Source organism: Alkalibacillus salilacus (assembly GCF_030812915.1).
Lineage (GTDB): Bacteria > Bacillota > Bacilli > Bacillales > Alkalibacillaceae > Alkalibacillus > Alkalibacillus salilacus.
The window spans coordinates 15,025-39,155 of record NZ_JAUSTQ010000009.1; the positions used below are offsets into that span (position 1 = coordinate 15,025).

Consider the following 24,131-nt stretch of genomic DNA (forward strand, 5'->3'; position numbering starts at 1 on the left):
TCCTACTCGGAGGTTATGGTCTTGAAGCAATTTTTGGAGCGTAAAGGTGTTCATCCATCTATCCATCAGTATGTTCTAACATCCTTAAGCTATATGGCTTTAGGTTTATTTGCGTCACTCATTATTGGTACGATTTTTCAAACACTAGGTAATGAAGTGCCTTTTTTACCTCAGGCTTTTGTAGATATTGGTGATTTTGCGATCCAACCTATTATATACGGTGGAGCGATTGGAATTGCTATTGCTCATGGTTTAAAAGCGCCACCACTCGTATTGTATAGTGCGTTATTTGCTGGAAGTTATGCTGCTGAAATTGGCGGTGGCCCTGCTGGAAGCTTTCTTGCTGCCCTAGTTGCTGTTGAAATCGGGAAACTAATTAGTAAAGAGACGAAGTTAGACATAGTTCTAACCCCGTTGCTAACGATCTTAGTAGGTTTCGTCGTAGCATCCACAGTTGGTCCGCCAATTTCAGCTATGCTCGAAGGCTTTGGTTCGATTATTAATTGGGCAACAGATCTAAGACCATTTCTCATGGGAATGATTGTAGCAGCTTTAATGGGATTGGCTTTAACAGCCCCTATATCAAGTGTCGCAATTGCTGTTATGTTAGATCTTCAAGGGTTAGCTGCTGGTGCAGCAACTGTTGGATGTGCAGCTCAAATGATTGGTTTTGCGGTAAGCAGTTACCGAGAAAATGGTTTTGGCGGGCTCATTTCGCAAGGTGTGGGAACTTCCATGCTTCAAATTGCTAATATCGTTCGAAAACCGATTTTACTTATTCCTCCAACTGTAGCAGGAATGGTGTTGGCCCCAGTAGCAACAGTTTGGCTAGAGTTGGAAAATAATGCGATTGGTGCAGGTATGGGAACTAGTGGATTAGTCGGTCCGATTATGTTAGTTGAAACAATGGGATCATCGGCACAACTTTTATGGGTGATTATCTTGTTGTTGATTGTCTTACCAGGACTCATTAGTTTAATATTATCTGAATGGTTAAGAAAGAAAGGTCTTATTCAAGATGGAGATATGAGACTTGATGCATAATCCCCGTGACTTTGCTAACCAATAGTGACATGGTAAAATGTTGAGTGATGTGCTTCAATAATGGGGTGAAATATAATGAAAATGACTAGTATTAAAATGATGAAAATGCTAGAAGAACGTTTTAATTTTGCAGAATGGAAAACAACATTTAATAAAGATGAAGATACATTTCGTATTGAATGGAAGCATAGTGAGCAAGGTGTCACTATTTCGTTACCTGGCGTTATTTCCAAATGGGAAAACCGCGGTGAAGAGGCTATTAACGAACTGGTCTCGCATATAAGTGAAGCTTTAACGATTATGAATGAAGATCAAACATTAGAAGGAAAGGAAAGCCAAATCTTTCCGGTCATTCGAGCAGGATCTTTTGCAACGGAATCTAATGAAGGAGTTCCACTAATTTATACGGATCATACGGCTGAGACTCGAATTTATTATGCAATTGATTTGGGTCAATCTTATCGATTGATTGATCAGAATATGATGACAAAAGAAAATTGGACAAAGGATCGTATTCACGAAGTGGCCATGTTTAATATTCGACGTTTATCAACGGACATGAAACAAGATGATGTGGCTGGAAATACATTTTATTTTCTTTCTACGAATGATGGTTATGATGCCAGCCGAATATTGAATGAAGCATTGATAGAAGAAATGCGAGCAACTACAGAAGGTGAGCTTGCAGTGGGTGTCCCTCATCAAGATGTGTTAATTTTTGCGGATATTCATAATAAAATGGGCTATGATGTACTGGCACAAATGATGATGCAATTTTTCGCAGAAGGTCGAATTCCAATTACGTCACTACCGTTCTTATATGAGGGTGACCAGTTAGAACCGATCTTCATATTAGCTCAGAAAAAACCTGATAGTGATAAGGAGTAGAAGCGATGCAAGTTGTATATAACCGACAAGGTATAGGTGATGTTTTATTATTAACCTTACACCAAACCGACGCTAAAACAATTGTTGAAGAATATGGGGATGTGACTCGAATAGCATTAGCTGATTCAGGTGAAGCAGTTGCTTATAATATCTTTAATGCTTCAGACTACATTGACATCAATCATTATGAGTTGCTAAATATTGATCAAGACTTTGTTGAGCAAGTGAATCACATTTTTAACAACAATGGATTAAATGAAACACTTAATATTGACGTATCACCGAAATTTGTTGTCGGAAAAATTGATTCCATAGATCAACATGACGATTCTGATAAATTAAGTGTTTGCCAAGTTGATGTCGGTGAAGAGACTTTGCAGATTGTTTGTGGAGCACCGAATGTAACTGAAGGACAGAAGGTTGTTGTAGCAAAAGTAGGCGCATTCATGCCTAGTGGCTTAGAGATTAAAGATTCAGAGCTACGTGGTGTTAAATCAACAGGTATGATTTGTGCTGCAAGAGAATTAAATTTACCGAATGCACCACAGGAAAAAGGTATCTTAGTTTTGAATGATCAAGAAAAAGTTGGCAATCCGTTCACATTAAGTATGTATCAAGCTTAGTTAATGTTTGAAGTGTTATTGCGAATGAGGGGAGGGGTCTACTCGTGAAAGAATTTGAATTAAAACAACAAGGGAAAATTAAACGTTTAACGAATCAAACGTTTAAATTTGATGAACGTATTAAGGATGGATGGTTTTCGGCTGTATACTTTTTAAAAACCAAGCAAATAGTAGAAGAACATTTGAGCGATAATATAGTAACAATGCAGTTTTTCCAAAAGAAGGATGCTGTCTTATGTGGCACAGATGAAGCCATCGCATTATTACATACTTTCGCGGATCATCCTGAAGACTTAGAAATTTATGCATTAGCAGATGGAGATAAAGTGGCCCCCTATGAATCTGTGTTAACCGTGACTGGGCGGTACCAAGATTTCGGATATTTAGAAGGGATTATCGATGGTATTCTTGGGCGGAGAACATCTGTTGCAACCAATGTTTATGAGGTAGTGAATGCTGCAGGGTCGTCTGGTACGCAAAAACCTGTGATTTTCATGGGTGATCGTGATGATCATTATACCCAACAAGCAGGTGATGGTTATGCCGCTTACATTGGCGGTTCGACAGCTCAAGCAACACATGCCATGAATGAATGGTGGGGCAAAGAAGGAATGGGTACGATGCCTCACGCCTTAATTCAAATGTATAAAGGCGACATAGTTAAAGCGACCAAAGCCTATCAAGCTACGTTTCCTAATGATGAATTACTTGCATTAGTAGATTACAATAATGATATTATTACGGATTCATTGAAAGTAGCACGTGAATTTGGCGAAGAGCTTAAAGGGGTTCGACTTGATACATCGAAAAATATGGTTGATAAATATTTCTTCCGCAACCAACATTTGATGGGCTCTTTTGACCCACGCGGGGTTAATCCACAATTAATCTTTGCGCTACGCAAGGCCCTAGATGATGAAGGATTTGACCATGTGAAAATCATGGCAAGTGGTGGCTTCACTGAAGATAGAATTCGCTATTTTGAGTCATTACATGTCCCAGTTGATATGTATGGTGTAGGAAGTAATTTATTAAAAATGAAGATTGGGTTTACGGGGGATAACGTGTTATTAAACAATGAACATGAAGCGAAGCAAGGTCGTAAATTCATGCCCAACCCACGTTTAGAAAAAGTTGAATATAACGGTGATTGATTTTAGTTTAAATCAGTCACCGTTTTTTGTCGTTTAAATGACTATCATTAGTCAAATAGATGCCTATTTTGATACAGTGTGTTCAGTATGGTTAAACTTTAACTGAGCGAAAAGATGCAATTTCAAGCTAAATAATTGATTATGGTGGACGATTGTGATAATTCTGCTATAATGAAAAAAGCAATTTAGAAATCAAAGCATATACTAATAACAGAATGAACAATACGGGGGTTCGATTCATGTCGACTTACCATTTTATAGGCATAAAAGGAACAGGGATGAGTGCATTAGCTCAAATATTACATGACTCAGGTGAAACAATACAGGGGTCAGATATTGAAAAAACGTTTTTTACAGATGAAATCTTACAAAAGAAACAGATTCCTATTTTACCGTTTGACGCTAATAACATTGAAAATGATCAGATTGTCATTGCAGGTAATGCATTTTCTGATGATCATGAGGAGATTGTCAGTGCGAAGTCAAAAGGTGTTCCATTTTATCGATATCACGAATTCTTAGGTCAATATATCCAGCAATATACGAGCATTGCGGTGACTGGTGCCCATGGAAAGACTTCAACGACAGGTTTATTAGCCCATACATTAAGTGAAAATGTGCCGACGTCTTATTTAATTGGTGATGGTACTGGAAAAGGTCGAGCTGATAGTGAGTATTTTGCGTTTGAAGCTTGTGAATATCGACGTCACTTCTTAGCTTACGAACCAGATTATGCGATCATGACGAATATCGATTTCGATCATCCTGATTACTTCAAAGATCTAGATGATGTATTTAAAGCCTTTCAGGAAATGGCGATGAATGTTAAGCGAGGCATCATTGCTTGTGGCGATGATGAGAATTTACAAGCCATTCATGCACAAGTACCTGTTGTGTATTATGGGTTACTACCAGAGAATGATTTCCAAGCGGCTAACATTGCTGAAACGGAAAATGGAACAACGTTTGAGGTGTATGTTCGAGGTGTGTACTATGATACATTCGAAATTCCAACTTATGGGAATCATAGTGTTTTAAATGCTTTAAGTGTTATAGCATTATGTGATTATGAGAATTTCTCTCCTGAGCAAATTAAAGCGATCTATTCCTTTGGTGGAGTAAAAAGACGCTTTACAGAAACCGAATGGAAAAATGGTCAAATTATTATAGATGATTATGCTCACCATCCAATCGAAATTGATGCCACCATTGATTCAGCTCGAAAGAAATATCCGAATAAAGATGTGGTTGCTGTTTTCCAACCCCATACTTACTCACGTACAGCTGAATTTTTGAATGAATTTGCAGAAAGTTTATCGAAAGCTGACCATGTTTATCTATGTGATATCTTTGGATCAGCAAGAGAGAAAAATGGTAAGTTATCGATCGATGATTTACAGACTAAAGTAGATGGTGCTAGTTTTATTACCGAAGATGAAACTCACAGATTACAGCTCCATAATAATAGCGTCATATTATTTATGGGAGCTGGGGATATTCAAAAATACGAAGAAGCATTTAAAGCTTTGGCATAAAAAAGCGCTCGGTGATTAATCACCGAGCGTTATTTTTATGCTTTTAATTGGTCAGGGTTTAGAGGTGTTAATTCAGGGATAACGAAACGGCCATCTTTACGAACTAACTCACCGTCGAAGTACATTTCGCCACCACCGTAGTCTTCTCTCTGGATATTGACCATATCCCAGTGGATTGAAGAATCATTACCATTATAAGCATTGTCATATGCTTGACCAGGTGTGAAATGGAAACTACCATCAATTTTCTCATCGAATAATATATCTTTCATCGGATGTTGGATATAAGGGTTAATGCCAATAGCAAATTCACCAATATAGCGCGCACCTTCATCTGTATCGAAAACATGTTGAATGCGTTCAGTATCATTAGCTTGTGCATGAATAATTTTACCATCTTCAAAGGTTAGAGATACATTTTCATATGTGAATCCTTGATAAGGTGAAGGTGTATTATAAGTTAAAGTACCATTAACTGAGTTGCGTATAGGAGCTGTGTATACTTCACCATCTGGTATATTCATTTCACCAGCACATTTGATGACAGGGATATCTTTAATCGAGAACGTTAAATCTGTACCAGGCCCTTTGATTTTCACTTCGTCAGTTTCTTGCATCTTCTTCACGAGTGCATCCATAGCTTGATTCATTTTCGCATAGTCTAAAGTACATACATTGAAGTAGAAGTCTTCAAAAGCTTCTGTGCTCATTTCAGCTAATTGTGCCATGGATTCATTCGGGTAGCGTAGCACACACCACTTTGTATTTGGTACACGGATTTGTCGGTGTACATTCATAACTGTTTGTCCGTACAGCTTGTTCTTATCACTTGGCACATCAGCTAATTCGTTAATGTTGTCACCTGATCGCACAGCAATATAAGCATCCATGTCATTCATAACGTTTGCTTCATACTGTTCCCAAGCTTTTAATTGTGTTTCGTTAGCTCCTTTTAATAGGGAACGCATCACTTTTTGATCTTTCAATTCCACAAATGGATGTCCACCAGCTTCATAAGCCTTTTCAATGATTGCTGAGACTAGTTCTTGTTGTATGCCAGTGTTTTCAATCAATAGTTTCTCACCTTGTTGTAATTTAACAGAGTAATTAACGAGTAAATCTGCTAGTTGATTTATACGTGGGTCGCGCATATTATTGCCTCCTATTTCAATCTATTAGTATCAAGTTTATTATACTAAATTTTAAAAATAAAATCATAAGGTGTTTGACAATTTAATTATATGGGTATAGATTATTATGTAACATTATGGACGGAAGGAGATGAAGCAATTGAACTTGTTACATATTTCAGCATTAATTGCATCTATAGCTTTTGCAATAGGGTTTATTGTGCTAGTGATTTATATTTCGCGGACACTTAAATCTGTTACCAAAACCTTGGAAAACGTTGCATCAACTGTTGGTGGGCTAGAAGGTCAACTTGAAGGTGTGACGAAAGAAACGGAATTATTATTAAATAAAACTAATCACTTAGCGGAAGATATCGCTGGTAAAACTGAGAAAGTTAATGTTTTGTTTGATGGAATTAAGGGAATAGGTTATACTGTTAACCAATTCAATGAATCATTACAGAAGCTATCTGAAGAACTTGAGGAACAAGCAAATGAACATGCAGCTCAAACTTCACAAACCATTAAGTGGGGCGAAGCGGCGATTCATTTGTGGAAAAAATATAAAGATAAGAAATAAGAGATTAGAGGAGGACAAACGTATGACTGAAGAAAAACAAAAGACTGAAGAGAACATCAATAGCAAGGACTTTATGATTGGAACATTACTAGGAGGTATTGTTGGTGCATCAGTCGCACTATTATTCGCTCCGAAATCAGGGAAAGAAATCCGTGAAGATCTAAACACTGGCGCGCAACAAGTAAAAGAACGTGCTGATGAGTGGAAAGACGTTGCTTACGAAAAAGGTAACGAATTTTCTCAACGCATGAGAGAAACAAAAGGTCAATTACAAGATAAAGTAGCAGAAATGAAAAACCAAGCTCAAGGTCAAAACGATGAAGTAGCACAAGATATTGCTGATGCCATTGAAGAGGCAACAGAAGAGCTTGAGCGTCAGGAAGCTAATGAATTATACGAGCGTTCCCAACAATATTAATAAATAAAATTGAATAAATTTCAAAGGCTGTTAGTTGACATTGCTAACAGCTTTTTTTATGTTTAATTAAGGATTGATACTAGAAGGAGTGTTTAGATGACAGTACAACAAATTACAGAAGAAGCTCAATTAAATTCAGCTTTAAATCAAGATGAAGCTATTTTGTTAAAACATAGTTTAACATGTCCAATTAGCGCTGAAGCAAAAGGCCATGTTGAATCATTTGCATCCAATCATGAGATTCCAGCTTATATTATTCATATTCAAGAAAATCGAGATTTATCTAATCAAGTTGCTGAGCAATTTAATATAAAACACGAATCTCCTCAAGTATTTTATATTAAACAAGGTGATGTAGCGTATCATACGTCTCACTTTGAGATTAAGGAAGACCAACTAGAAAATGTTGTACAAGCATAAAAATGAGGCTCTCACAATAGTGGGAGCCTCATTTTATTCTTTGTTACTATTTCGTTTTTGGATGTCTTCTAACTGCTTTAAGCGTTCTGGGTCTTCTTGAAAGTATTCCAATAGATCTCCAATTCGGAAGATACTATTCCAGCTTAAATGATGTTCTATTCCTTCCACTTCCTCGTAAATCTCGCCTTCTTCAACACCAATCAGTTCTAGGAATTGTTCCAGTAACTCATGGCGGTAGACAAGGCGTTTACCGATTTTATTTCCTTTATCCGTCAAGACTAAGCCACGGTACTTCTCATAATGAATATAATCTTTCTCATCTAGTTTCTTGACCATTTTGGTAACAGATGACGGGTGGACAGATAGTCGTTCAGCTATATCGGAAGCACGAGCATATCCTTTTTGATCGATTAGTAAATAGATTTGTTCAATGTAATCTTCCATACTTGGAGTAGGCATGTTGAACCTCCATGATTATTAATTAACTTCTATTTTAGCAAACAAAAGCCGTTTGCAAAAGGTATATTGTCTGGTGCAATCGGTTTTAGTTAGATTGCTATGTTTCAATAAAGCTCACGAACAGAATCAAACCATTCAATTGATAGTTGATCACCATCTTGAATTGGTTCAGAGAAACCTACTGGTTCTTGATTACGATAGAGTTTGAATCGTTTCCCTGAGATTTCAGAAACATTCAACTCAATAAACCGAAATAAATCTTGGAATATGAATGATTGTTGTGCAGGTTTCTCTATCGTAACGATATCATTTGGATAAACCAACGTTTGTCGGTCACAGGTAACTCCATTTTTAGTCATATTAAACGATGTAGGTTGTAATTCTACTGGTTTGTTTTCGTAAAAGACAGTAATACCTGCTGTTGGCCCATTATCTAAATAGGTTAATAAATCCTCAATTTGGATTGATTCGTTAAGGGTGTAAGATAAGCGATCATGATGTTGAATAGGATTCGATAATTTAGTTTTTAGGTCGTTTTGGTAGATTGTCATCTGTTCGGGAAATATTTGCATCGTTTCACCGTTAATATTAATATCGAAGGGCTTTTGGACTTTGGACAAATCAAGTTGTGTGTTTTGCTCTAAAACGCTAGAGACCGTATGATGTGACTGATAATAGATGTGATCCCCATCATTTAACAGATTTGTTATATCAGTTAACTCTCCATTCAGCTTAATTGTAGGCTGTACCTCAACGGTTTGATCATGAATAAACACTGTTAGATATTCAATTGAACCAGTTAATGATTCAATGGTGTATGTTGGCGTTTCTCCATCTTTTCCAGGGAACACTTCAATGTCATCACCGTGTTGAATGTGATCTTGTAATGAAGCTACTTCTCCGTTTATTTTTATAGTTGGTGCTTCCCCGTAGGTTCCTGGAAGAGTGACTGGTTTGTCATTAAATGTTATAAATAAGCCCATACCAGGTTTGCCATATAGCTTTTTGATTTCTAACCCAGCTGCTAATAAGCAATCCCCGATCGTCAGTTGCTTAACATCAAATAAACGAACCATCCGGTGATTGACAGTGACACTAATATAATGAACAGGACTTTGCTTAGCTGCGATTGCAATTCCAATCGGTGTGACAAATTCCGGACTATGAGGAAGCTGTTCGTGTCCTTTAAGATTCTTGATCGCATCAATATCTCTTACGGCTACTCGATTAGCAGGTAGTTGTAATGTATCAGCAATATAATCCGTCAGAGAAGGGGTTAAGCTTCCACCCCCGACTAACATAACAGCTTGGGGAGATTCCTTGTTTAAGCTCAAGATTTGATCACAAATAGATCGAGCTAAATTACCGATAGTTGAGCTGATCTGCCTTGTGACATCGGCTACTGAAACATTAGTTGTAAATCCTAAAATGTCTTCTACTTCCATCGTTTTTTGCTCGATTAATTGGCGTTTAGCCTGTTCAGCTTGGTGAAAGTCCAGAAGATATTCTTGACTGATTGCTTCGGTAATCTCATCACCAGCTTTAGGAACCATACCATAAGCGACTACGGTGCCGTCTTTAGTGATCGCAATATCGCTAGTACCAGCGCCAACATCAACTAAGGCGACATTGAGTTTTCGCATAGATTGTGGAATTAGCACTTGAATGGCTGCGATAGGTTCTAAGGTTAAGGCTTCCATTTCTAAATCAGCACGCTGTAAAGCTGCTAACAGAGATTCTACAACGACTTTAGGTAGAAATGTTGCGATAATATCAACTGTTGCTTCTTCGCCTTGTTGGTCGATTAGTGAGCCAATGCTTTGATCATCTAAATAATAATGCGTGACCGAGTAGCCGACACAATAATACTGAGTGCTGTGGTTATCAGCTTGTTTTTCAGCAAGTTGATACTGAGCTTGTTGAACAGCCGCTAATTCTAAATGAAATATGTCTTCATTCGACATGATTGGTTGTTCAGCAATGCTGATACTCATGCGACTTTGTTCCGTTTTAAGAGCGCGACCAGCTGCGGCCACACAAACATGAGTTAGAGGACCATGTTTAATTTCAAGTTCTTCTTTGACTGTTTTAATAACGTCTGAAACAGCCATTACATTATGTATTTGTCCATCTACCATGGATCGTTCCTTATGTTCACGCGACACCATATCTACTACGTGATAAATATCGTCATCTTTTTCCAGAATAATACCGACGACACTACGTGTTCCAATATCTAAAGCAAATAATCGACTCATATGGGTCACCTCCTTAAGTCTTCATGAAATCAATTTAATTGGATTCTCTAAGCACAGTATTGATTAGTTGTATAGTTATAAGCTCATAGTTGTTGAATTATGAGAAGCGAAGGTGGCGACTCCTGGTCGACTAAAAGCGGTCACGTCCTGTGACCAACGTCGACATTAGGCCGTCCGGGCCGTCACGGGAATAGCACGTGTCTCGAGACCCCGCAGGAAGCGCATTTCTTCCGAGGAGGCTCGAGCCGTGCCTGCGGAAAGCGTCCACCGAGAGCGGATCATAATATCAACAACGGTCTTAATCAAGATAATCAAAAAAGTATTGTCTAAACTAAGACGCCCTTTAATGACAAGTAGGCCGTGGTTCGATATAATGTGACTAGAAATCGACAAAGATTATAAATATAAAACAATGAGATTAATTAAGGATAATGTACCATAAATATCACTTAATATAAACTGAAGCTGGAGGCAAGAACAATGAATAACCAATTAGATTCACTAAGAGATGAACTTGATCAAGTTAATATACAATTATTAGAACTCATTAATAAGCGTGGTCAACTCGTGAAGGAGCTCGGCGATATTAAGAAAGCTCAAGGCATGAAAGCTTATGACCCTGAACGAGAACGTGATATGTTAAACCATATCGTTGAACAACATCAAGGACCATTTGAGTATTCAACCATTGAACACTTATTTAAAGAAATTTTTAAAGCGGCAAAAGAATTACAAGAAGATGATTATCATAAGACGTTGCTTGTCTCACGTGATAAGCAACCTACAGATACGATCGTAGCTGTCGATGATCTTCACATTGGAAATGGAGAACAACAATTTGTGATGGGACCTTGCTCAGTTGAATCGTTTGAACAAGTTGATCAAGTGGCAGAAGTGGTGAAAAAGCAAGGTGTCCGTATATTAAGAGGGGGTGCTTTTAAGCCTCGTACATCACCTTATGATTTTCAAGGTTTAGGTGAAGAAGGTCTTAAAATTTTACGTGATGTGGGTGATCGTCACGGTTTGAAAGTTGTGAGTGAAATTACGCATCCTAATGATATCGCTTTAGGCGAAAAATATTTAGATATTATTCAAATCGGTGCACGTAATATGCAAAATTTCGATTTATTAAAAGAAGCAGGGAAAGCTAATGTTCCAATCATCTTAAAGCGCGGTTTAGCTGCAACGATAAATGAATTTTTAAATGCTGCTGAGTATATTGTCTCGCAAGGGAACCCTAATATCATCTTGTGTGAACGGGGTATTAGAACTTATGAAACAGCTACACGCAACACACTTGATATTACGGCAGTGCCAGTACTTAAACGCGAAACACACTTACCTGTGATGGTAGATGTCACTCATTCGACGGGCAGACGCGATCTATTATTACCAGCAGCCAAAGCAGCTTTAGCAATTGGTGCTGATGGAATTATGGCAGAGGTACATCCAGACCCAGCCGTCGCATTATCTGATTCACAACAACAGATGGACATACCAACATTTGAGCATTTTATCCAGAACCTAAGACAACCCAGCCTCCTGACTCATGACTAATTTGTAAAATCTTTAGCATGCTGTTGCGATAGAGCGAAATTTGTCTTATGCTTAAAATTATTATTGAAATAATTTAAATATTTTCTTGGATTGCGCTTTAGATTGCAAATTAAGTGTTGTCGATTATGAAAACCTCACATGCCTATCAGTAATTGAGACTAAAAGTGTGAGCTTATAAGGAAAGTAACCTGTAATAAGGAGTCGTTGACTATGGGTGTAACTATTTATGATGTAGCAAAAGAAGCAAATGTCTCAATGGCGACTGTTTCTCGTGTTATTAACGGGAATACCAATGTGAAACCAGCTACGAGACAGAAAGTGTTGAATGCAATCGAGGAATTAGGTTTTAGGCCAAATGCGGTTGCGCGAGGTCTAGCTAGCCGGAAAACAACATCAGTAGGTGTCATTATTCCAGACATTTCGAATTTGTTTTTTGCAGAGTTAGCAAGAGGCATTGAGGATATTGCCTCTATGTATAAATATCATATTATCCTTAGTAGCTCGGATCAGCAACAAAACAAAGAGCTAGACTTATTAGATAATATGTTAGAAAAACAAGTAGACGGAGTCATTTTTATGGGCTCTTCAGTTACAAGTGAGCATATTGAGGCGTTTAGCCAAGCTAATGTACCTGTCATATTAGCAGCTACAGTAGACGATAGTCACACGTTACCTTCTGTTAATATTGATTATTATGAAGCGATGAAAGATGCCGTTATTCACTTAAGTCAACAAATTGACAAAGAAGCGATTGGATTTGTTACATCTCCTTTAAACGCCAAGATAAATGAAATGAAACGTCAAGGCTATTTAGATGCTATTAAAGAAAGTGGTTTACCATTCAATGAAGAATATGTCTATCCAGGCGATGACAGTTACCAGTCTGGTATTGACGCTGCGAATTATTTCTTAAATCAAACGAATCCTCCTAAGGCGATTATTACATCTTCAGATGAAATGGCACTAGGTGTGATTCACGGTGCACAGGATTATGGCATAAATGTACCAGATGATTTAAACGTTGTTGGTTTTGATAATACGCGCTTAGCTAATATGGTAAGACCAACCCTAACTAGTGTTTTACAACCGATGTATGATATCGGGGCTGTCTCAATGCGTTTATTAACGAAATTACTTCGTGGGGAAGAAATTGAAGAAGAACAAGTCACTTTACCTCATCGAATTGTCGTAAGGGACTCAACAAAAAACTAATCCTGACGATATAGTTTATAAGTAGGCTTATATAGAAATAGGGTGAGAGAGATATGAAGAAGAGTGACATACTAACGCCAGTCGGTATTGGTCTTGGTGCAACGATGCTTTTACTAGGCATTTATTTTAATGATGGATTCGGTGGCGTAACATCCTTTATTCAGATCAGTTCTATGGTTGTTGTCATTGGTGGGTTAACAGGTGCACTATTTGTCAACTTTAACTTTGCAGAAATGAAATTAAGTTTAAGGGTGTTTAAAGAATCGTTTCGAGACGATGATTATAATTTAAGAGAACTTATACAATTATTTATATCATTATCAGAAAAAGCGAGACGTGAAGGACTTCTAGCATTAGAGAGTGAAGTAGAAGAACTGGATGATCCTTTTATTAAAAAGGGGATTTATCTAGCCATTGATGGCATTGAACCAGAAGTCATTAATGATATTATGAACGCTGAAATTGCTGCGACTGAAGAACGACACAGCAAGGGACGTTCAATTATAGAAAAAGCTGGCGAATATGCGCCTGCTTGGGGAATGATTGGTACACTAATTGGTTTAATCTTGATGTTAAATCAACTGAATAACCCTGAAACACTTGGACCAAGTATGGCAGTTGCATTATTAACCACTTTCTATGGCATGGTGCTTGCGAATCTTGTGTTCTTACCTATAGCAGGTAAATTAGTTTCACGGACGGAAGAAGAAATTTTCATGAAACAAGTCGTTGTTGAAGGCGTGATTGGCGTTCAGTCTGGTCAGAATCCGAAAATTCTTGAGGAGAAGTTAAGTGCTTTCTTACCAGCTGAGACAACGAAAGATTATCAAGAGGAGGAAGACCAGAAAGAGGAGGTAACATGAAGCCAAAAAATAAAAAGCAGCCAAAACGTAGTGCACCGCTTTGGATGGTTACATATTCAGATATGATGACGTTGATTCTCGTTTTCTTTATTTTGTTGTTTTCGATGTCCCAAATTGATGCAACGAAGTTTAATGCAGTCGCTGAATCATATCGCCAAAATGTTATTTTCGACTTTATGCCTTCACCGATTGAAGAAGAGAATCCAACTGATTTTGAAGAAGAAAGTGAAACTAATGGGGAGAATGATTCTGAAGACGATTCACAACCAAATCAAGAACCTAGTCAAGATATAACAGCTGAGGAAGATCAGGAGAACTTAGACGAAATATATGAGGAAATTCAGGCCTACCTAGATGAGAATGAGTTGAATGACATGATTACCGCTAATCAAACGGATCAAGGCATTGTGCTTGTCTTACAAGAACGTGTGCTATTTGAGACGGGTGAAGCGGAGTTAATAGAGGATTTCCAACCATTTTTAGACCAGCTAGCTTTATTATTAGATAATATGCCTAATAATGTTGAAGTCGAGGGTCATACAGATGACCGTCCGATTAATACATATCGATATCCTTCTAATTGGGAACTATCGACTGCAAGAGCAAGTAGTGTAATTCGATATTTTATTGAAGAACATTCATTAGACCCAACCCGGTTTGAGGCGACGGGATATGCTGAATATCGTCCTGTTTCAGACAATAATTCCGAAGACAATTTACAACGCAATCGTCGGGTGGAAATGGTTATCTTAGAATTAGATCAAGGTTCATCCTAAGCAAAAAGCCTAATGGAGACTGATAACAGTTATCTCCATTAGGCTTTTTTACATCATATAATTACGGTCGTGGATAATTGGTTGTAATAATTTTTGCACAAGGATGCTATTCTTCTCAGTAATTTCTTCTTTTCTTGGAATTGGTTTATAAATGTCCTCTTTGTCATGCCATGTTGTAGGGAGTGTAACTGGACTGTCTGGTTGGAAACGCTCAAGCCATGATGTTGGTATCTCGCCTTTAAATGGTTCTCCCTGACTAGCAACAGCCCATAACTGTGACCAAGCACGAGGCACCACACGCCAAATATCATATCCACCACCACCTAAAGCAATCCATTTACCTTGGCAATAAGTATCTGCAACAGATTGGGCTAATTTAGGGATTTCTTCATAGATGTTCATCGTACAAGCTAAATGGGATAATGGATCAAAAACATGCGCATCAGCTCCATTTTGAGTCACGATAATATCTGGAATGAAATGCTCGGCTACATTAAACAACGTTTTCTGATAAGCATCTAAAAATGACTCGTCTTCTGTAAAGGCATCAACAGGAACATTAAACGAAGTACCATAACCATCATTGTGCCCACGTTCATTTATATTACCTGTGCCCGGAAATAAGTAACGACCTGTCTCATGAATCGAAAGGGTACAAACATTAGGGTCATCGTAAAAAATCCATTGCACACCATCTCCGTGATGCGCATCTGTATCCACATATAATACCTTATAATCATAATGTTTTCTAATATATTGAATGGCTATCGCCGCATCATTATAAATACAAAAGCCAGATGCTTTACGGCTGAAACCATGGTGTAATCCTCCGCCAAGATTAACCACAGTATTGTAATTACCGTTTAAGACATGGTCAACTGCACTTAATGTACCACCAACCAGTTGGCTAGCAGCAAGATGCATGTCTTGAAAGGCAGGTGTATCCTCAGTCCCTATTCCAAACTCAATCGTTTCTTCTTCTTTTAATTCATTTCGACTTGCACGTTTAACGGCATCAATATATTTCGGATCATGAACTAAAGCGATTTCTGAATCGGTAGCAATACGTGGTGTGATGATTTGTTCATCACTAATAGCTTTCATGTCTTTAAGCAATTCATATGTTAATTCGACGCGCTTTTGATTAAAGGGATGCTGTTCACCAAAATTGTAGTTTTGAAATGTATCTGTATAGATGAATCCTGCTTGTCGTCGTGTCATTTTGATAACCCCGGAATATTAGGCCAAATGACTTCATAACCGTGTTGTTTTAGTTCATCAATTAATGGCATTGGATTCATCGTTTGGATTCTTAAGACAATAATCTTCTCCGTATAGCTATCTTGATAAGGATAGACATAGACAGAAGAGATATTCGTATTTCGTTCACTAACAATTCTGGTGACATGCGGTAAAACGCCTACTTTGTTAGGCACTTTAATTTCTATTTGAGAACTTTGTTCATGAATGCCTGTAAGCTGAATTAAGCGATATAGTAAGTCTTTCTCTGTCACGATTCCGACCAGTTGATTATTTTTCGTAACAGGCACACAGGCTATCTCATGGTCATAAAAAATTGATGCTATGTCTTCAATGAAATCTAATGGATGTACGGTAATGACAGGGGAAGTCATGATAGATGATACATCATGTTTTAAGATTTGATAATTTTGATCAGGTTCTAAAATAGATGGTGTTGCATCTCGAACATCTCGGTCAGATAAAATACCAACGACTTGATCACTTTCATCCACAATTGGAATGTGGCGAATGGTATGTTCATTTAATAATGCTAAGGCTTCTTCAATTAAGTCACTAGGGCTTAATTTGACCGTGGGTTTGGACATAATTTCTTCTACTAACATTGTCTCACCTCATTTTTACATCCAATCATGACGCTTACCCATAAAGCGTAATGAATCGAATGTTTCAATTGATTCTTTTGGTACATTTTCACCAATTCTAACGAGTAAACAATTAGCGGGGTGTGACATAATTTCTGGGTCGTCTGTTGACATAGGTGTGAGTCCACCATGGCCCATCATTCTCTCCATGATTTCGCGGTACTGCCAAATATTTAGTCGTGTCGAATCCATATCCCAATGCCAATAATATTCAGTTGTAATAACAATATAGTTTTCCATTTGGTGGTCGAGCATAGCCACTTCTAGCAAAGTGGATCCAATACTAAGACCACGATAGTCATTAGATACTTCGATAGCACCTAATTCAATCAAATCTTCCATTTTGATTTCAGACCAACGTTCTAATGGATCAGGATGTAAGAAGGTTGCATAACCAACGATTTTATCGCCATCTCGCGCGATAATAATACGCCCTTCTTCAAAATCAGCAATAGACTTTACCGCTTCAAATTGCTTCTTAGCTGGACGAAATGCGGTTAATCCCTCGTCGAAGTAATAATCAGCTAAAAAAGTTGAAGATAGAGGTCCTTCTACAATAATGACTTGATTGCCATTCTGAATTGTTTTGTGATGATAGGTTTTTGGATGCTTCAAAGTGACACCACCTAAATCAAATGATAAGTCTATTGTAACATGTTTAGTCACTATTCTTATAGAAAAATCCCACTGATCGAGTCAGTGGGATTTGAATATAAATGGGTATATTTAGTTAAAGTTGTTGCCAGATTAAGAATCACCATTCTCTTCAGAGTCATTAGTTTCTTCAGAATCACCATTCTCTTCAGAGCCATTAGTTTCTTCAGAATCACCATTCTCTTCAGAGCCATTAGTTTCTTCAGAATCACCATTTTCTTCAGATTCATTAGTTTCTTCAGAATCACCATTCTCTTCAGAGCCATTAGTTTCTTCAGAATCACCATTTTCTTCAGATTCATTAGTTTCTTCAGAATCACCACTCTCTTCAGAGTCATTAGTTTCTTCAGAATCACCATTTTCTCCAGAGTCATTAGCTTCTTCGGAATCACCATTTTCACCAGAGTCACTTTCTTCTTCCTCTTCTTCAAGAGAACCATAAATCACAGAATCAGATAAGTCTGATTCATGACCGTATAGGCTAACGGCTCTAACCGCATAGACAGAATCACTAGTTGGAAGAGAAAATTCAGTTGACGTCGTGTTTCCAACTTCACTGAAGGAGCTATCTTCATCAGCTGCACGGTAAACTCTGTAACCAACGACTTGGCCATCTGCTTCTGACCAATTGAGCGTGCCACCGGAAACAGACACGTTTGAAGGAGCACTTGGTGTACCTTCATCATCTAACTCATCTTCAATGTTAATCAAGTCTGGAATATCATCACTTTCAACCACTTGATCCATATCGACTGGATCAGACCAGCCAGAACTATAAGTTGTGCCCCAACCTAATTCATCGATAAAGTCATTTTCCATCGTGTAACCTTCTTCAGTAAATTCACTAGGCGTTGCATCAACAGCTGGATAACGATCGCCATCAATTTCAACATAATCGCTAGTTGAGAAGATATCGTCATCACTAGAAGAAGGTGCATAGTTAGTATTAAACAGATCAGTTTCAACTAAACCGAGTTCAGCGCACATGTCACTTGGTGCATTACCTGTTAATCCACAGTAACTACGTGAGACAATGCCACCAGGACTAGAAAAGCTTTCACTCGGTGTTACAAGGTCAGAATTCATCTCAGCAGAAGAATTAACAAGTTGTGACCAAAACTGTAAGTTACGTCTACTATACTGCTCAGTGTTTAGTCTGAGATGATCTGTATTTACGACTTGATCATGATTGTAATAGCCCATCCAAGTACCTACAGTGACATTTGGATTTGTACCTACAAACCAAGCATCTTTATAATCTTGTGATGTACCTGTCTTACCAGCCCAGTCAACACCAGGATTGTTCAATGTGTAATTCAAGGATGCTGCTGTACCATTGTTGACGACATCACGCATCATATCGATGGTTAAATAAGCGGTTTGAGGTGAGAATACTTCCTCAGATTCTGACTCATGTTCATAAATAACATTGCCTTCATCGTCTTCAATTCGCTCAACCATATACGGGTTCTTATAGTTACCTTCATTAGCGAAAGTCGTATAGGCGGATACGTTTTCTTCAACTGTCATGTAAGGTGATTCACCTAATACGTTTGCAGGAACATTCTGGCCGTCATCAATTCCCATCTTATCTAAGAAACGTTTTGGATTACCGTCTTTTTCGATGATATCGATCATTAAACGAGAAGCGGGGATGTTATCAGAGTCTCTTAGAGCTTCACGAGCACTGACGAACCCACCTGTATCATAGGAAATATAGTTGTTTGGCGACCACGGATCACCAGGATAGTAGTCAAAGCCAACATTTAATAACGGTGAGCCGGGCTGGATGATTCCTAATTCCATACCAACAGCGTAACCAAATAATGGTTTCATCGTACTACCAGGTGGTCGCGTGTTGTAGGTCGCATTATTGACTTGGCGTCTGTCAAAATCTCGACCCCCGACAAAACTTAAGATAGCACCAGAATTGTTTTCAATCATCATCGCACCAGCTTCAACAGGGATTTCTTGTTCTGTTACTTCACCTGTATTAGGATTTTCTACTTGAGTTGTGACAGTACGACCGTAATTGTCAAATTCGTTTTTGGTCTTTTGCCATTCGTCATAAATATCTTTCTTAATGGTTGTATGCACTTTTAATCCACTATGACGCAATTCATTCATGGCTAAATCACGGTAATGCTGACGTGTCGAATCAACATTATTGTATTCTTCTAATTCACCTTGATCTTCTGCCAATTGTTCAGCTAAGACGTCGCGTGCACGTCTTTGAACCTCATCTGCAACAAACGGATAATCGTCGCGAATCGATTCAGTTTTTTGTGTGAAATCAGAGATAATATCGTAATTTAAAGCTTCTTCATATTCTTGATCACTAATTCTCTCAGCGTCATGCATACGTTCCAGAACTGATTCCATTCGGTTTAATCCTGGTTGTAATTGATCTTCTGGTTTCAGTTCCCCGCCATTAGCATATGGTGTATAAACATATGGATTTTGTGGTAAACCAGCGATAAAGGCAGCTTGAGGAATGTTCAATTCTTCAGCATTTACATCAAAGATTCCTTGAGCTGCTGCTTGAATACCAGCAATATTACGCCCGGATGAGTCTCGACCAAATGGCACGACATTTAAATAAGCTTCTAAAATATTTTCTTTATCAATAAATTGTTCTAAGCGTAAAGAAATAAATATTTCCTCAGCCTTACGTTCAAATGATACTTCGTTAGATAAGATTTGATTTTTGACGATTTGCTGGGTCAATGTACTACCACCCGTTTGACTAGGTGTTCCAGCAAATTGTTGGTATAGGGCACGCATAATAGCTTTTGGAACAATGCCTTCGTGCTCATAAAAATTCTCATCTTCTGTAGCGATTACCGCATCAATGAAAGTTTGTGAGACTTGGTCACTACTAATTTCTTCTCGGTGTATATCACCACGAATTTCACCTAAGTATTTTTCGTCAGCGAAATAAACTTCAGATGTTTCTTCATAGTTATGGACCATCTCTGTCATTTCACTAGCTTCACTAACTTCGACGTCTTCAACTAATGATGCGAGATAGCCAAATCCTAATCCACCAATAAAAAAGGCGACGGTTACACCAATAATGATGAAGAAAAGTAAGACATTCCATGCAATATCGAGTGAAACACGTGTGTATTTCGGAAATTTACCTTTTTGAAAAAATGCGAGAAATTTATTGTCAGATTTTTGATTACTCATTGACGAACCTCCTAAAATATCGACTATATTATAGCATATCTTGTCTAATCGTCATATCCTCTATTAGAATGATTATGTTGCGTTTTTTATAAGACTATGGTAAAAATATATTGATAAATTAAATAACAAGCAATGAATAGTTGAAGTAAGGACATAATGATAGTGTTTCAGAGAGCTGATGGGTGGTGTGAATCAGTACACAGTATGGACTGAATTACGGCTAGGAGCTTTTCTCGATTAAGAGACGGTTAATCCCGTTAACGAATGAAGTGGTGTCAAGTTTGTTCGACACAAATAGGGTGGTAACGCGAGCCTCTCGTCCCTAAGCGGATGAGAGGCTTTTTTATATTTTAAAGGAGGTATACCATGAATATTATTGAGGATTTACATGCTAGAGGGCTCATTAATCAGATGACTGATGAAGAGGGATTAGAGAAGCATTTAATTGAAAATAGAGTGTCATTATATTGCGGGTTTGACCCTACAGCTGATAGCCTTCATATTGGTCATTTATTACCTATATTGATGCTGAAACGATTCCAAGAAGCTGGTCATCGCCCAATTGCATTAGTAGGTGGTGGCACTGGTTTAATTGGTGATCCGAGTGGACGTAGCGAAGAACGTCAATTAAATGAGGAATCAATTGTTCAAGATTGGGTGGCTAATATTAAGAGTCAATTATCTCGTTTAATTGATTTTTCCGATGAGAAAACAGGCGCCAAAGTTGTGAATAACTATGATTGGCTGTCAGAGATGTCAGTGATCGATTTATTACGAGATGTTGGTAAGCATTTCAGTGTTAATTATATGTTAGCGAAGGATTCAGTCGAAACACGAATCGAAAACGGTATCTCTTTTACAGAATTCACTTATATGTTGCTTCAGTCACTTGATTTCCAACGACTAAATCAACAAGAAGGTGTGACATTACAAATTGGTGGTAGTGATCAGTGGGGTAATATTACAGCTGGATTAGAATTTATTCGTCGTAAAAGTGATGAAGGCGAAGACGTTGAAGCTTACGGCCTGACAGTACCATTGATTACTAAGGCTGATGGTTCAAAATTTGGTAAAACAGCTGGAGGAGCGATCTGGCTTGATGAGAAGAAAACAAGTCCTTATGAGTTTTACCAATTTTGGATTAATACGGACGATCGAGATGTCGTGAAGTTCTTGAAATCTTTCACTTTCTTATCATTAGAGGAAATTGGTGAATTAGAGACAGAACTATCAGAACGTCCAGAGCAAAGAAAAGCTCAGCGTCGTTTAGCTGAAGAAATGACGAAGATGGTTCATAGTGAAGCGGCACTAAATCAAGCACAACGTATTACAGCTGCGCTCTTTGGTGGAGATATCAATGATTTAACCAAAGAAGAGGTGGAGGTCGGTTTTAAAGATGTTCCGACCTATGAATTAGTTGATTCTGAAAAAGGATTAATTGATTTACTTGTTGAAGCAAGTATCTCTTCATCTAAACGTCAAGCACGCGAAGATATTCAAAATGGTGCGATTTATATCAATGATCAACGCCAACAAGATATGGGATATGTCGTGAATCAGGAAGATCGAATTGATAATGCATTCACTGTCATTAGACGTGGTAAAAAGAAATACTTTTTAGTACGTCATAGCTCATAATTTAATAAACAGTCAACTAACTTTATGTTAAGTTGGCTGTTTATTTTTATAAAAACCTGATTAAACAGATTGGCTTTGTTTGAATTTCTATAATTATGAAGGTATAATCATTTTGTTGTATCATGTCATAGAATGAATTTGATACAACATTAATTAATTAAGGGGGATTATCATGCTAAACATCATGAAGAAATTATCGTTACTATTGGTTGTATTAGTTGCATTAGTAGCTTGTGCAAATGAAGGTAGCAGCGATTCAGAAGAAGGGGAAGAAAATCAAACAGAAGAATCTGCAGAAGGTGAGACACAAGAGCAAGGAAGTAACGGTAATAATGAAGAACTTGTGGTTGATTTAGATTCAACTCCATCATCACTCGACCCACACGCAGCAAATGATGGGATTTCGTTATATGTGATGACTAATATTTATGACACATTAGTACGGATGAATCAAGATCTTGAGCTCGAACCTAGTTTAGCTAAAAGTTATGAACAAGTGAATGAAACGACTTGGGAATTTAAGTTAAGGGAAGATGTCACATTTCATGATGGGGAACCATTCAATGCAGAAGTGGTTAAGACGAACCTCGATCGTGTTTTAGACCCAGAAGTCGGAGCAACCTTAAGCTTCTTATTTGATATGATTGATGAGGTAGAAGTTGTTGATGAATATACAGTGCAAATTCATACACAATATCCATTCTCAGCATTGCCAGCTCATTTAGCTCATCCTGGTGGGCATATGATTAGTCCGGAATCAATTGAAGCGGATTATGAGGGAATGGAGAATGGAGAAAACCCACTTACAGCTGTTAATGAAAATCCTGTAGGTACAGGGTATTATGAATTAGAGGAACATAATTCAGGTGAAAATGTGATCTTAACGAAGAACGAAGATTATTGGGGAGAAAAACCTAACTTTGAACGTATTGTTTTCAAAGCGGTTCCTGAAGAAAGTTCACGTGTTTCAGAATTAATGACTGATGAGGCTGACATTATATATCCAGTTAATACTGATAAAGTTTCCAGTATCAATGAGTCAGAAGAAGGTCGTGTGAAAGAATCAGAAAGTGCTAGTATGTCGTACTTAGGTTTTAACGTTGAAAAAGAACCATTAGATAATCGTGAGATACGCCGAGCTATTAATATGGCTATTGATAAAGAAGCTTTAGTAGAAGGCTTGATGAGTGGCGTTCCTTTACCAGCGACTGGTCCATTAGCGCCAACAGTGAATGGATACAGTGATGAATTAGAGCCGATTGAACATAATGTGGAACAGGCTAAAGAATTATTAGAAGAAGAAGGTTATGGGGAAGGCTTTAGTCTAGATGTCTATGTGTACGATAAAACGACAGCTGATACAGCTGTTTATATTCAGTCTGAATTAGAAGAAGTCAACATTGAACTTAATATTGAACAGTTGGATATAGGTGCTTATTTAGATTTAACAGCACAAGGTGAGCATGATATGTTAGTCGGTAGTTGGGGCACTGTAACCTTAGATGCTGATTATGGTTTATACCCAATGTTCCATTCTGAAAACGCAGGGTCAGCTGGGAATCGTTCATTCTTTAGTAATGATGAAGTTGATCAACTTTTAGAAGAAGCTAGGCGATCTACCGACGAAGAAGAACGTTTAGAATTATATGAGGAAGCACAGCAGATCATTATTGATGAGTCACCTATCGTACCATTATATCATTCCGTTTTACTAGCAGGATTAAGTGAAGATATTGAAGGGTTCTATCAGTACCCAAGTAGTTTCCCTTATTTAAAAGACGTTAAAAAATCAGAATAAGCTTATGAACTTAAAAGGAGAGCTCAGA

General features: G+C 37.8%; 21 protein-coding genes and 1 other annotated feature. Of the genes, 14 read left to right on the forward strand and 7 right to left on the reverse strand.

Features of this window, described 5'->3' with window-relative positions:
• Window positions 1-21 precede the first annotated feature (21 nt).
• From J2S77_RS10565 to murC, 5 genes are all read left to right on the forward strand, one after another.
• Window positions 22-1,044, forward strand: a complete 1,023-nt coding sequence (locus J2S77_RS10565) for a PTS sugar transporter subunit IIC (protein ID WP_306977159.1) — start codon at window positions 22-24, stop codon at window positions 1,042-1,044.
• Window positions 1,045-1,119: 75 nt separating this feature from the next.
• Window positions 1,120-1,932 (forward strand): DUF1444 domain-containing protein, encoded by an 813-nt coding sequence (locus J2S77_RS10570; RefSeq protein ID WP_306977161.1) that lies wholly within the window; start codon window positions 1,120-1,122, stop codon window positions 1,930-1,932.
• 5 nt (window positions 1,933-1,937) lie between these two features.
• The gene (gene ytpR / locus J2S77_RS10575) at window positions 1,938-2,555 is read left to right on the forward strand and encodes a YtpR family tRNA-binding protein (RefSeq protein WP_306977163.1); all 618 of its coding nucleotides are present in this window, start codon (window positions 1,938-1,940) and stop codon (window positions 2,553-2,555) included.
• Window positions 2,556-2,599: 44 nt separating this feature from the next.
• Window positions 2,600-3,709, forward strand: a complete 1,110-nt coding sequence (locus J2S77_RS10580; RefSeq protein ID WP_306977165.1) for a nicotinate phosphoribosyltransferase — start codon at window positions 2,600-2,602, stop codon at window positions 3,707-3,709.
• A 239-nt stretch (window positions 3,710-3,948) separates the two neighbouring features.
• Window positions 3,949-5,244 carry a UDP-N-acetylmuramate--L-alanine ligase gene (gene murC / locus J2S77_RS10585; protein WP_306977166.1) on the forward strand — a complete coding sequence of 432 codons (1,296 nt, stop codon included), beginning with the start codon at window positions 3,949-3,951 and terminating at the stop codon, window positions 5,242-5,244.
• A gap of 35 nt (window positions 5,245-5,279) precedes the next feature.
• On the opposite strand, the gene J2S77_RS10590 is transcribed toward murC, so the two are convergent.
• Window positions 5,280-6,395: an aminopeptidase gene (locus J2S77_RS10590; RefSeq protein ID WP_306977168.1), complete on the reverse strand. Its 1,116-nt coding sequence runs from the start codon at window positions 6,393-6,395 to the stop codon at window positions 5,280-5,282.
• 139 nt (window positions 6,396-6,534) lie between these two features.
• On the opposite strand from J2S77_RS10590, the gene J2S77_RS10595 reads away from it, so the two are divergent.
• The 3 genes from J2S77_RS10595 (at window position 6,535) to ytxJ (ending at window position 7,792) form a co-directional block, all read left to right on the forward strand.
• Window positions 6,535-6,954 (forward strand): DUF948 domain-containing protein, encoded by a 420-nt coding sequence (locus J2S77_RS10595; protein WP_370871823.1) that lies wholly within the window; start codon window positions 6,535-6,537, stop codon window positions 6,952-6,954.
• Between the two features lie 22 nt (window positions 6,955-6,976).
• Entirely contained in the window at window positions 6,977-7,372 is a 396-nt protein-coding gene (locus tag J2S77_RS10600; RefSeq protein ID WP_306977172.1) for a YtxH domain-containing protein, read from the forward strand.
• Window positions 7,373-7,468: 96 nt separating this feature from the next.
• On the forward strand, window positions 7,469-7,792 hold the full coding sequence (gene ytxJ, locus J2S77_RS10605; RefSeq protein ID WP_306977174.1) for a bacillithiol system redox-active protein YtxJ: 324 nt from the start codon (window positions 7,469-7,471) through the stop codon (window positions 7,790-7,792).
• 33 nt (window positions 7,793-7,825) lie between these two features.
• Here the strand turns inward: ytxJ and mntR are convergent, their stop codons facing one another.
• Both mntR and J2S77_RS10615 read right to left on the reverse strand, forming a co-directional pair.
• Window positions 7,826-8,251 (reverse strand): transcriptional regulator MntR, encoded by a 426-nt coding sequence (mntR, locus tag J2S77_RS10610; protein ID WP_167260541.1) that lies wholly within the window; start codon window positions 8,249-8,251, stop codon window positions 7,826-7,828.
• Between the two features lie 104 nt (window positions 8,252-8,355).
• Entirely contained in the window at window positions 8,356-10,509 is a 2,154-nt protein-coding gene (locus tag J2S77_RS10615) for a cell division protein FtsA (protein ID WP_306977177.1), read from the reverse strand.
• A 480-nt stretch (window positions 10,510-10,989) separates the two neighbouring features.
• On the opposite strand from J2S77_RS10615, the gene J2S77_RS10620 reads away from it, so the two are divergent.
• The 4 genes from J2S77_RS10620 (at window position 10,990) to motS (ending at window position 14,917) form a co-directional block, all read left to right on the forward strand.
• Entirely contained in the window at window positions 10,990-12,066 is a 1,077-nt protein-coding gene (locus J2S77_RS10620) for a bifunctional 3-deoxy-7-phosphoheptulonate synthase/chorismate mutase (RefSeq protein ID WP_306977179.1), read from the forward strand.
• Between the two features lie 210 nt (window positions 12,067-12,276).
• Window positions 12,277-13,278, forward strand: coding sequence for a catabolite control protein A (ccpA, locus tag J2S77_RS10625; RefSeq protein ID WP_306977180.1), 1,002 nt, complete (start codon window positions 12,277-12,279; stop codon window positions 13,276-13,278).
• Between the two features lie 53 nt (window positions 13,279-13,331).
• Window positions 13,332-14,141 (forward strand): flagellar motor protein MotP, encoded by an 810-nt coding sequence (gene motP, locus J2S77_RS10630; protein ID WP_306977183.1) that lies wholly within the window; start codon window positions 13,332-13,334, stop codon window positions 14,139-14,141.
• Window positions 14,138-14,917, forward strand: a complete 780-nt coding sequence (gene motS / locus J2S77_RS10635; RefSeq protein ID WP_306977185.1) for a flagellar motor protein MotS — start codon at window positions 14,138-14,140, stop codon at window positions 14,915-14,917. The genes motP and motS overlap by 4 nt, the downstream gene beginning before the upstream one ends.
• A 48-nt stretch (window positions 14,918-14,965) precedes the next feature.
• On the opposite strand, the gene J2S77_RS10640 is transcribed toward motS, so the two are convergent.
• From J2S77_RS10640 to J2S77_RS10655, 4 genes are all read right to left on the reverse strand, one after another.
• A complete protein-coding gene (locus J2S77_RS10640; RefSeq protein ID WP_306977189.1) occupies window positions 14,966-16,138 on the reverse strand; it encodes an acetoin utilization protein AcuC in 1,173 nt (390 codons plus the stop codon).
• On the reverse strand, window positions 16,135-16,782 hold the full coding sequence (locus J2S77_RS10645) for an acetoin utilization AcuB family protein (protein WP_306977190.1): 648 nt from the start codon (window positions 16,780-16,782) through the stop codon (window positions 16,135-16,137). The genes J2S77_RS10640 and J2S77_RS10645 overlap by 4 nt, the downstream gene beginning before the upstream one ends.
• Window positions 16,783-16,797: 15 nt before the next feature.
• Window positions 16,798-17,436 carry a GNAT family N-acetyltransferase gene (locus J2S77_RS10650; protein WP_306977192.1) on the reverse strand — a complete coding sequence of 213 codons (639 nt, stop codon included), beginning with the start codon at window positions 17,434-17,436 and terminating at the stop codon, window positions 16,798-16,800.
• A 132-nt stretch (window positions 17,437-17,568) separates the two neighbouring features.
• Window positions 17,569-20,667, reverse strand: coding sequence for a transglycosylase domain-containing protein (locus J2S77_RS10655; protein ID WP_306977194.1), 3,099 nt, complete (start codon window positions 20,665-20,667; stop codon window positions 17,569-17,571).
• A gap of 123 nt (window positions 20,668-20,790) precedes the next feature.
• Window positions 20,791-20,994: a binding site (T-box leader), on the forward strand.
• Window positions 20,995-21,033: 39 nt separating this feature from the next.
• On the opposite strand from J2S77_RS10655, the gene tyrS reads away from it, so the two are divergent.
• Entirely contained in the window at window positions 21,034-22,305 is a 1,272-nt protein-coding gene (gene tyrS, locus J2S77_RS10660) for a tyrosine--tRNA ligase (RefSeq protein WP_306977195.1), read from the forward strand.
• Between the two features lie 172 nt (window positions 22,306-22,477).
• Complete coding sequence (locus J2S77_RS10665; RefSeq protein ID WP_306977196.1) at window positions 22,478-24,103, forward strand: glutathione ABC transporter substrate-binding protein; 1,626 nt, start codon at window positions 22,478-22,480, stop codon at window positions 24,101-24,103.
• The last annotated feature ends 28 nt before the right edge of the window (window positions 24,104-24,131 follow it).

What these genes read in the sequence shown, in the direction of transcription:
- J2S77_RS10665 (WP_306977196.1), top strand. Translation starts at nt 22,478, where the DNA reads ATGCTAAACATCATGAAGAAATTATCGTTACTATTGGTTGTATTAGTT.
- motP (WP_306977183.1), top strand. Translation starts at nt 13,332, where the DNA reads ATGAAGAAGAGTGACATACTAACGCCAGTCGGTATTGGTCTTGGTGCA.
- J2S77_RS10590 (WP_306977168.1), bottom strand. Translation starts at nt 6,395, where the DNA reads ATGCGCGACCCACGTATAAATCAACTAGCAGATTTACTCGTTAATTAC.
- J2S77_RS10645 (WP_306977190.1), bottom strand. Translation starts at nt 16,782, where the DNA reads ATGTTAGTAGAAGAAATTATGTCCAAACCCACGGTCAAATTAAGCCCT.
- ccpA (WP_306977180.1), top strand. Translation starts at nt 12,277, where the DNA reads ATGGGTGTAACTATTTATGATGTAGCAAAAGAAGCAAATGTCTCAATG.
- J2S77_RS10640 (WP_306977189.1), bottom strand. Translation starts at nt 16,138, where the DNA reads ATGACACGACGACAAGCAGGATTCATCTATACAGATACATTTCAAAAC.
- J2S77_RS10570 (WP_306977161.1), top strand. Translation starts at nt 1,120, where the DNA reads ATGAAAATGACTAGTATTAAAATGATGAAAATGCTAGAAGAACGTTTT.
- J2S77_RS10655 (WP_306977194.1), bottom strand. Translation starts at nt 20,667, where the DNA reads ATGAGTAATCAAAAATCTGACAATAAATTTCTCGCATTTTTTCAAAAA.
- mntR (WP_167260541.1), bottom strand. Translation starts at nt 8,251, where the DNA reads ATGCCTACTCCAAGTATGGAAGATTACATTGAACAAATCTATTTACTA.
- ytpR (WP_306977163.1), top strand. Translation starts at nt 1,938, where the DNA reads ATGCAAGTTGTATATAACCGACAAGGTATAGGTGATGTTTTATTATTA.
- J2S77_RS10615 (WP_306977177.1), bottom strand. Translation starts at nt 10,509, where the DNA reads ATGAGTCGATTATTTGCTTTAGATATTGGAACACGTAGTGTCGTCGGT.
- J2S77_RS10620 (WP_306977179.1), top strand. Translation starts at nt 10,990, where the DNA reads ATGAATAACCAATTAGATTCACTAAGAGATGAACTTGATCAAGTTAAT.
- tyrS (WP_306977195.1), top strand. Translation starts at nt 21,034, where the DNA reads ATGAATATTATTGAGGATTTACATGCTAGAGGGCTCATTAATCAGATG.
- motS (WP_306977185.1), top strand. Translation starts at nt 14,138, where the DNA reads ATGAAGCCAAAAAATAAAAAGCAGCCAAAACGTAGTGCACCGCTTTGG.
- J2S77_RS10600 (WP_306977172.1), top strand. Translation starts at nt 6,977, where the DNA reads ATGACTGAAGAAAAACAAAAGACTGAAGAGAACATCAATAGCAAGGAC.
- murC (WP_306977166.1), top strand. Translation starts at nt 3,949, where the DNA reads ATGTCGACTTACCATTTTATAGGCATAAAAGGAACAGGGATGAGTGCA.
- ytxJ (WP_306977174.1), top strand. Translation starts at nt 7,469, where the DNA reads ATGACAGTACAACAAATTACAGAAGAAGCTCAATTAAATTCAGCTTTA.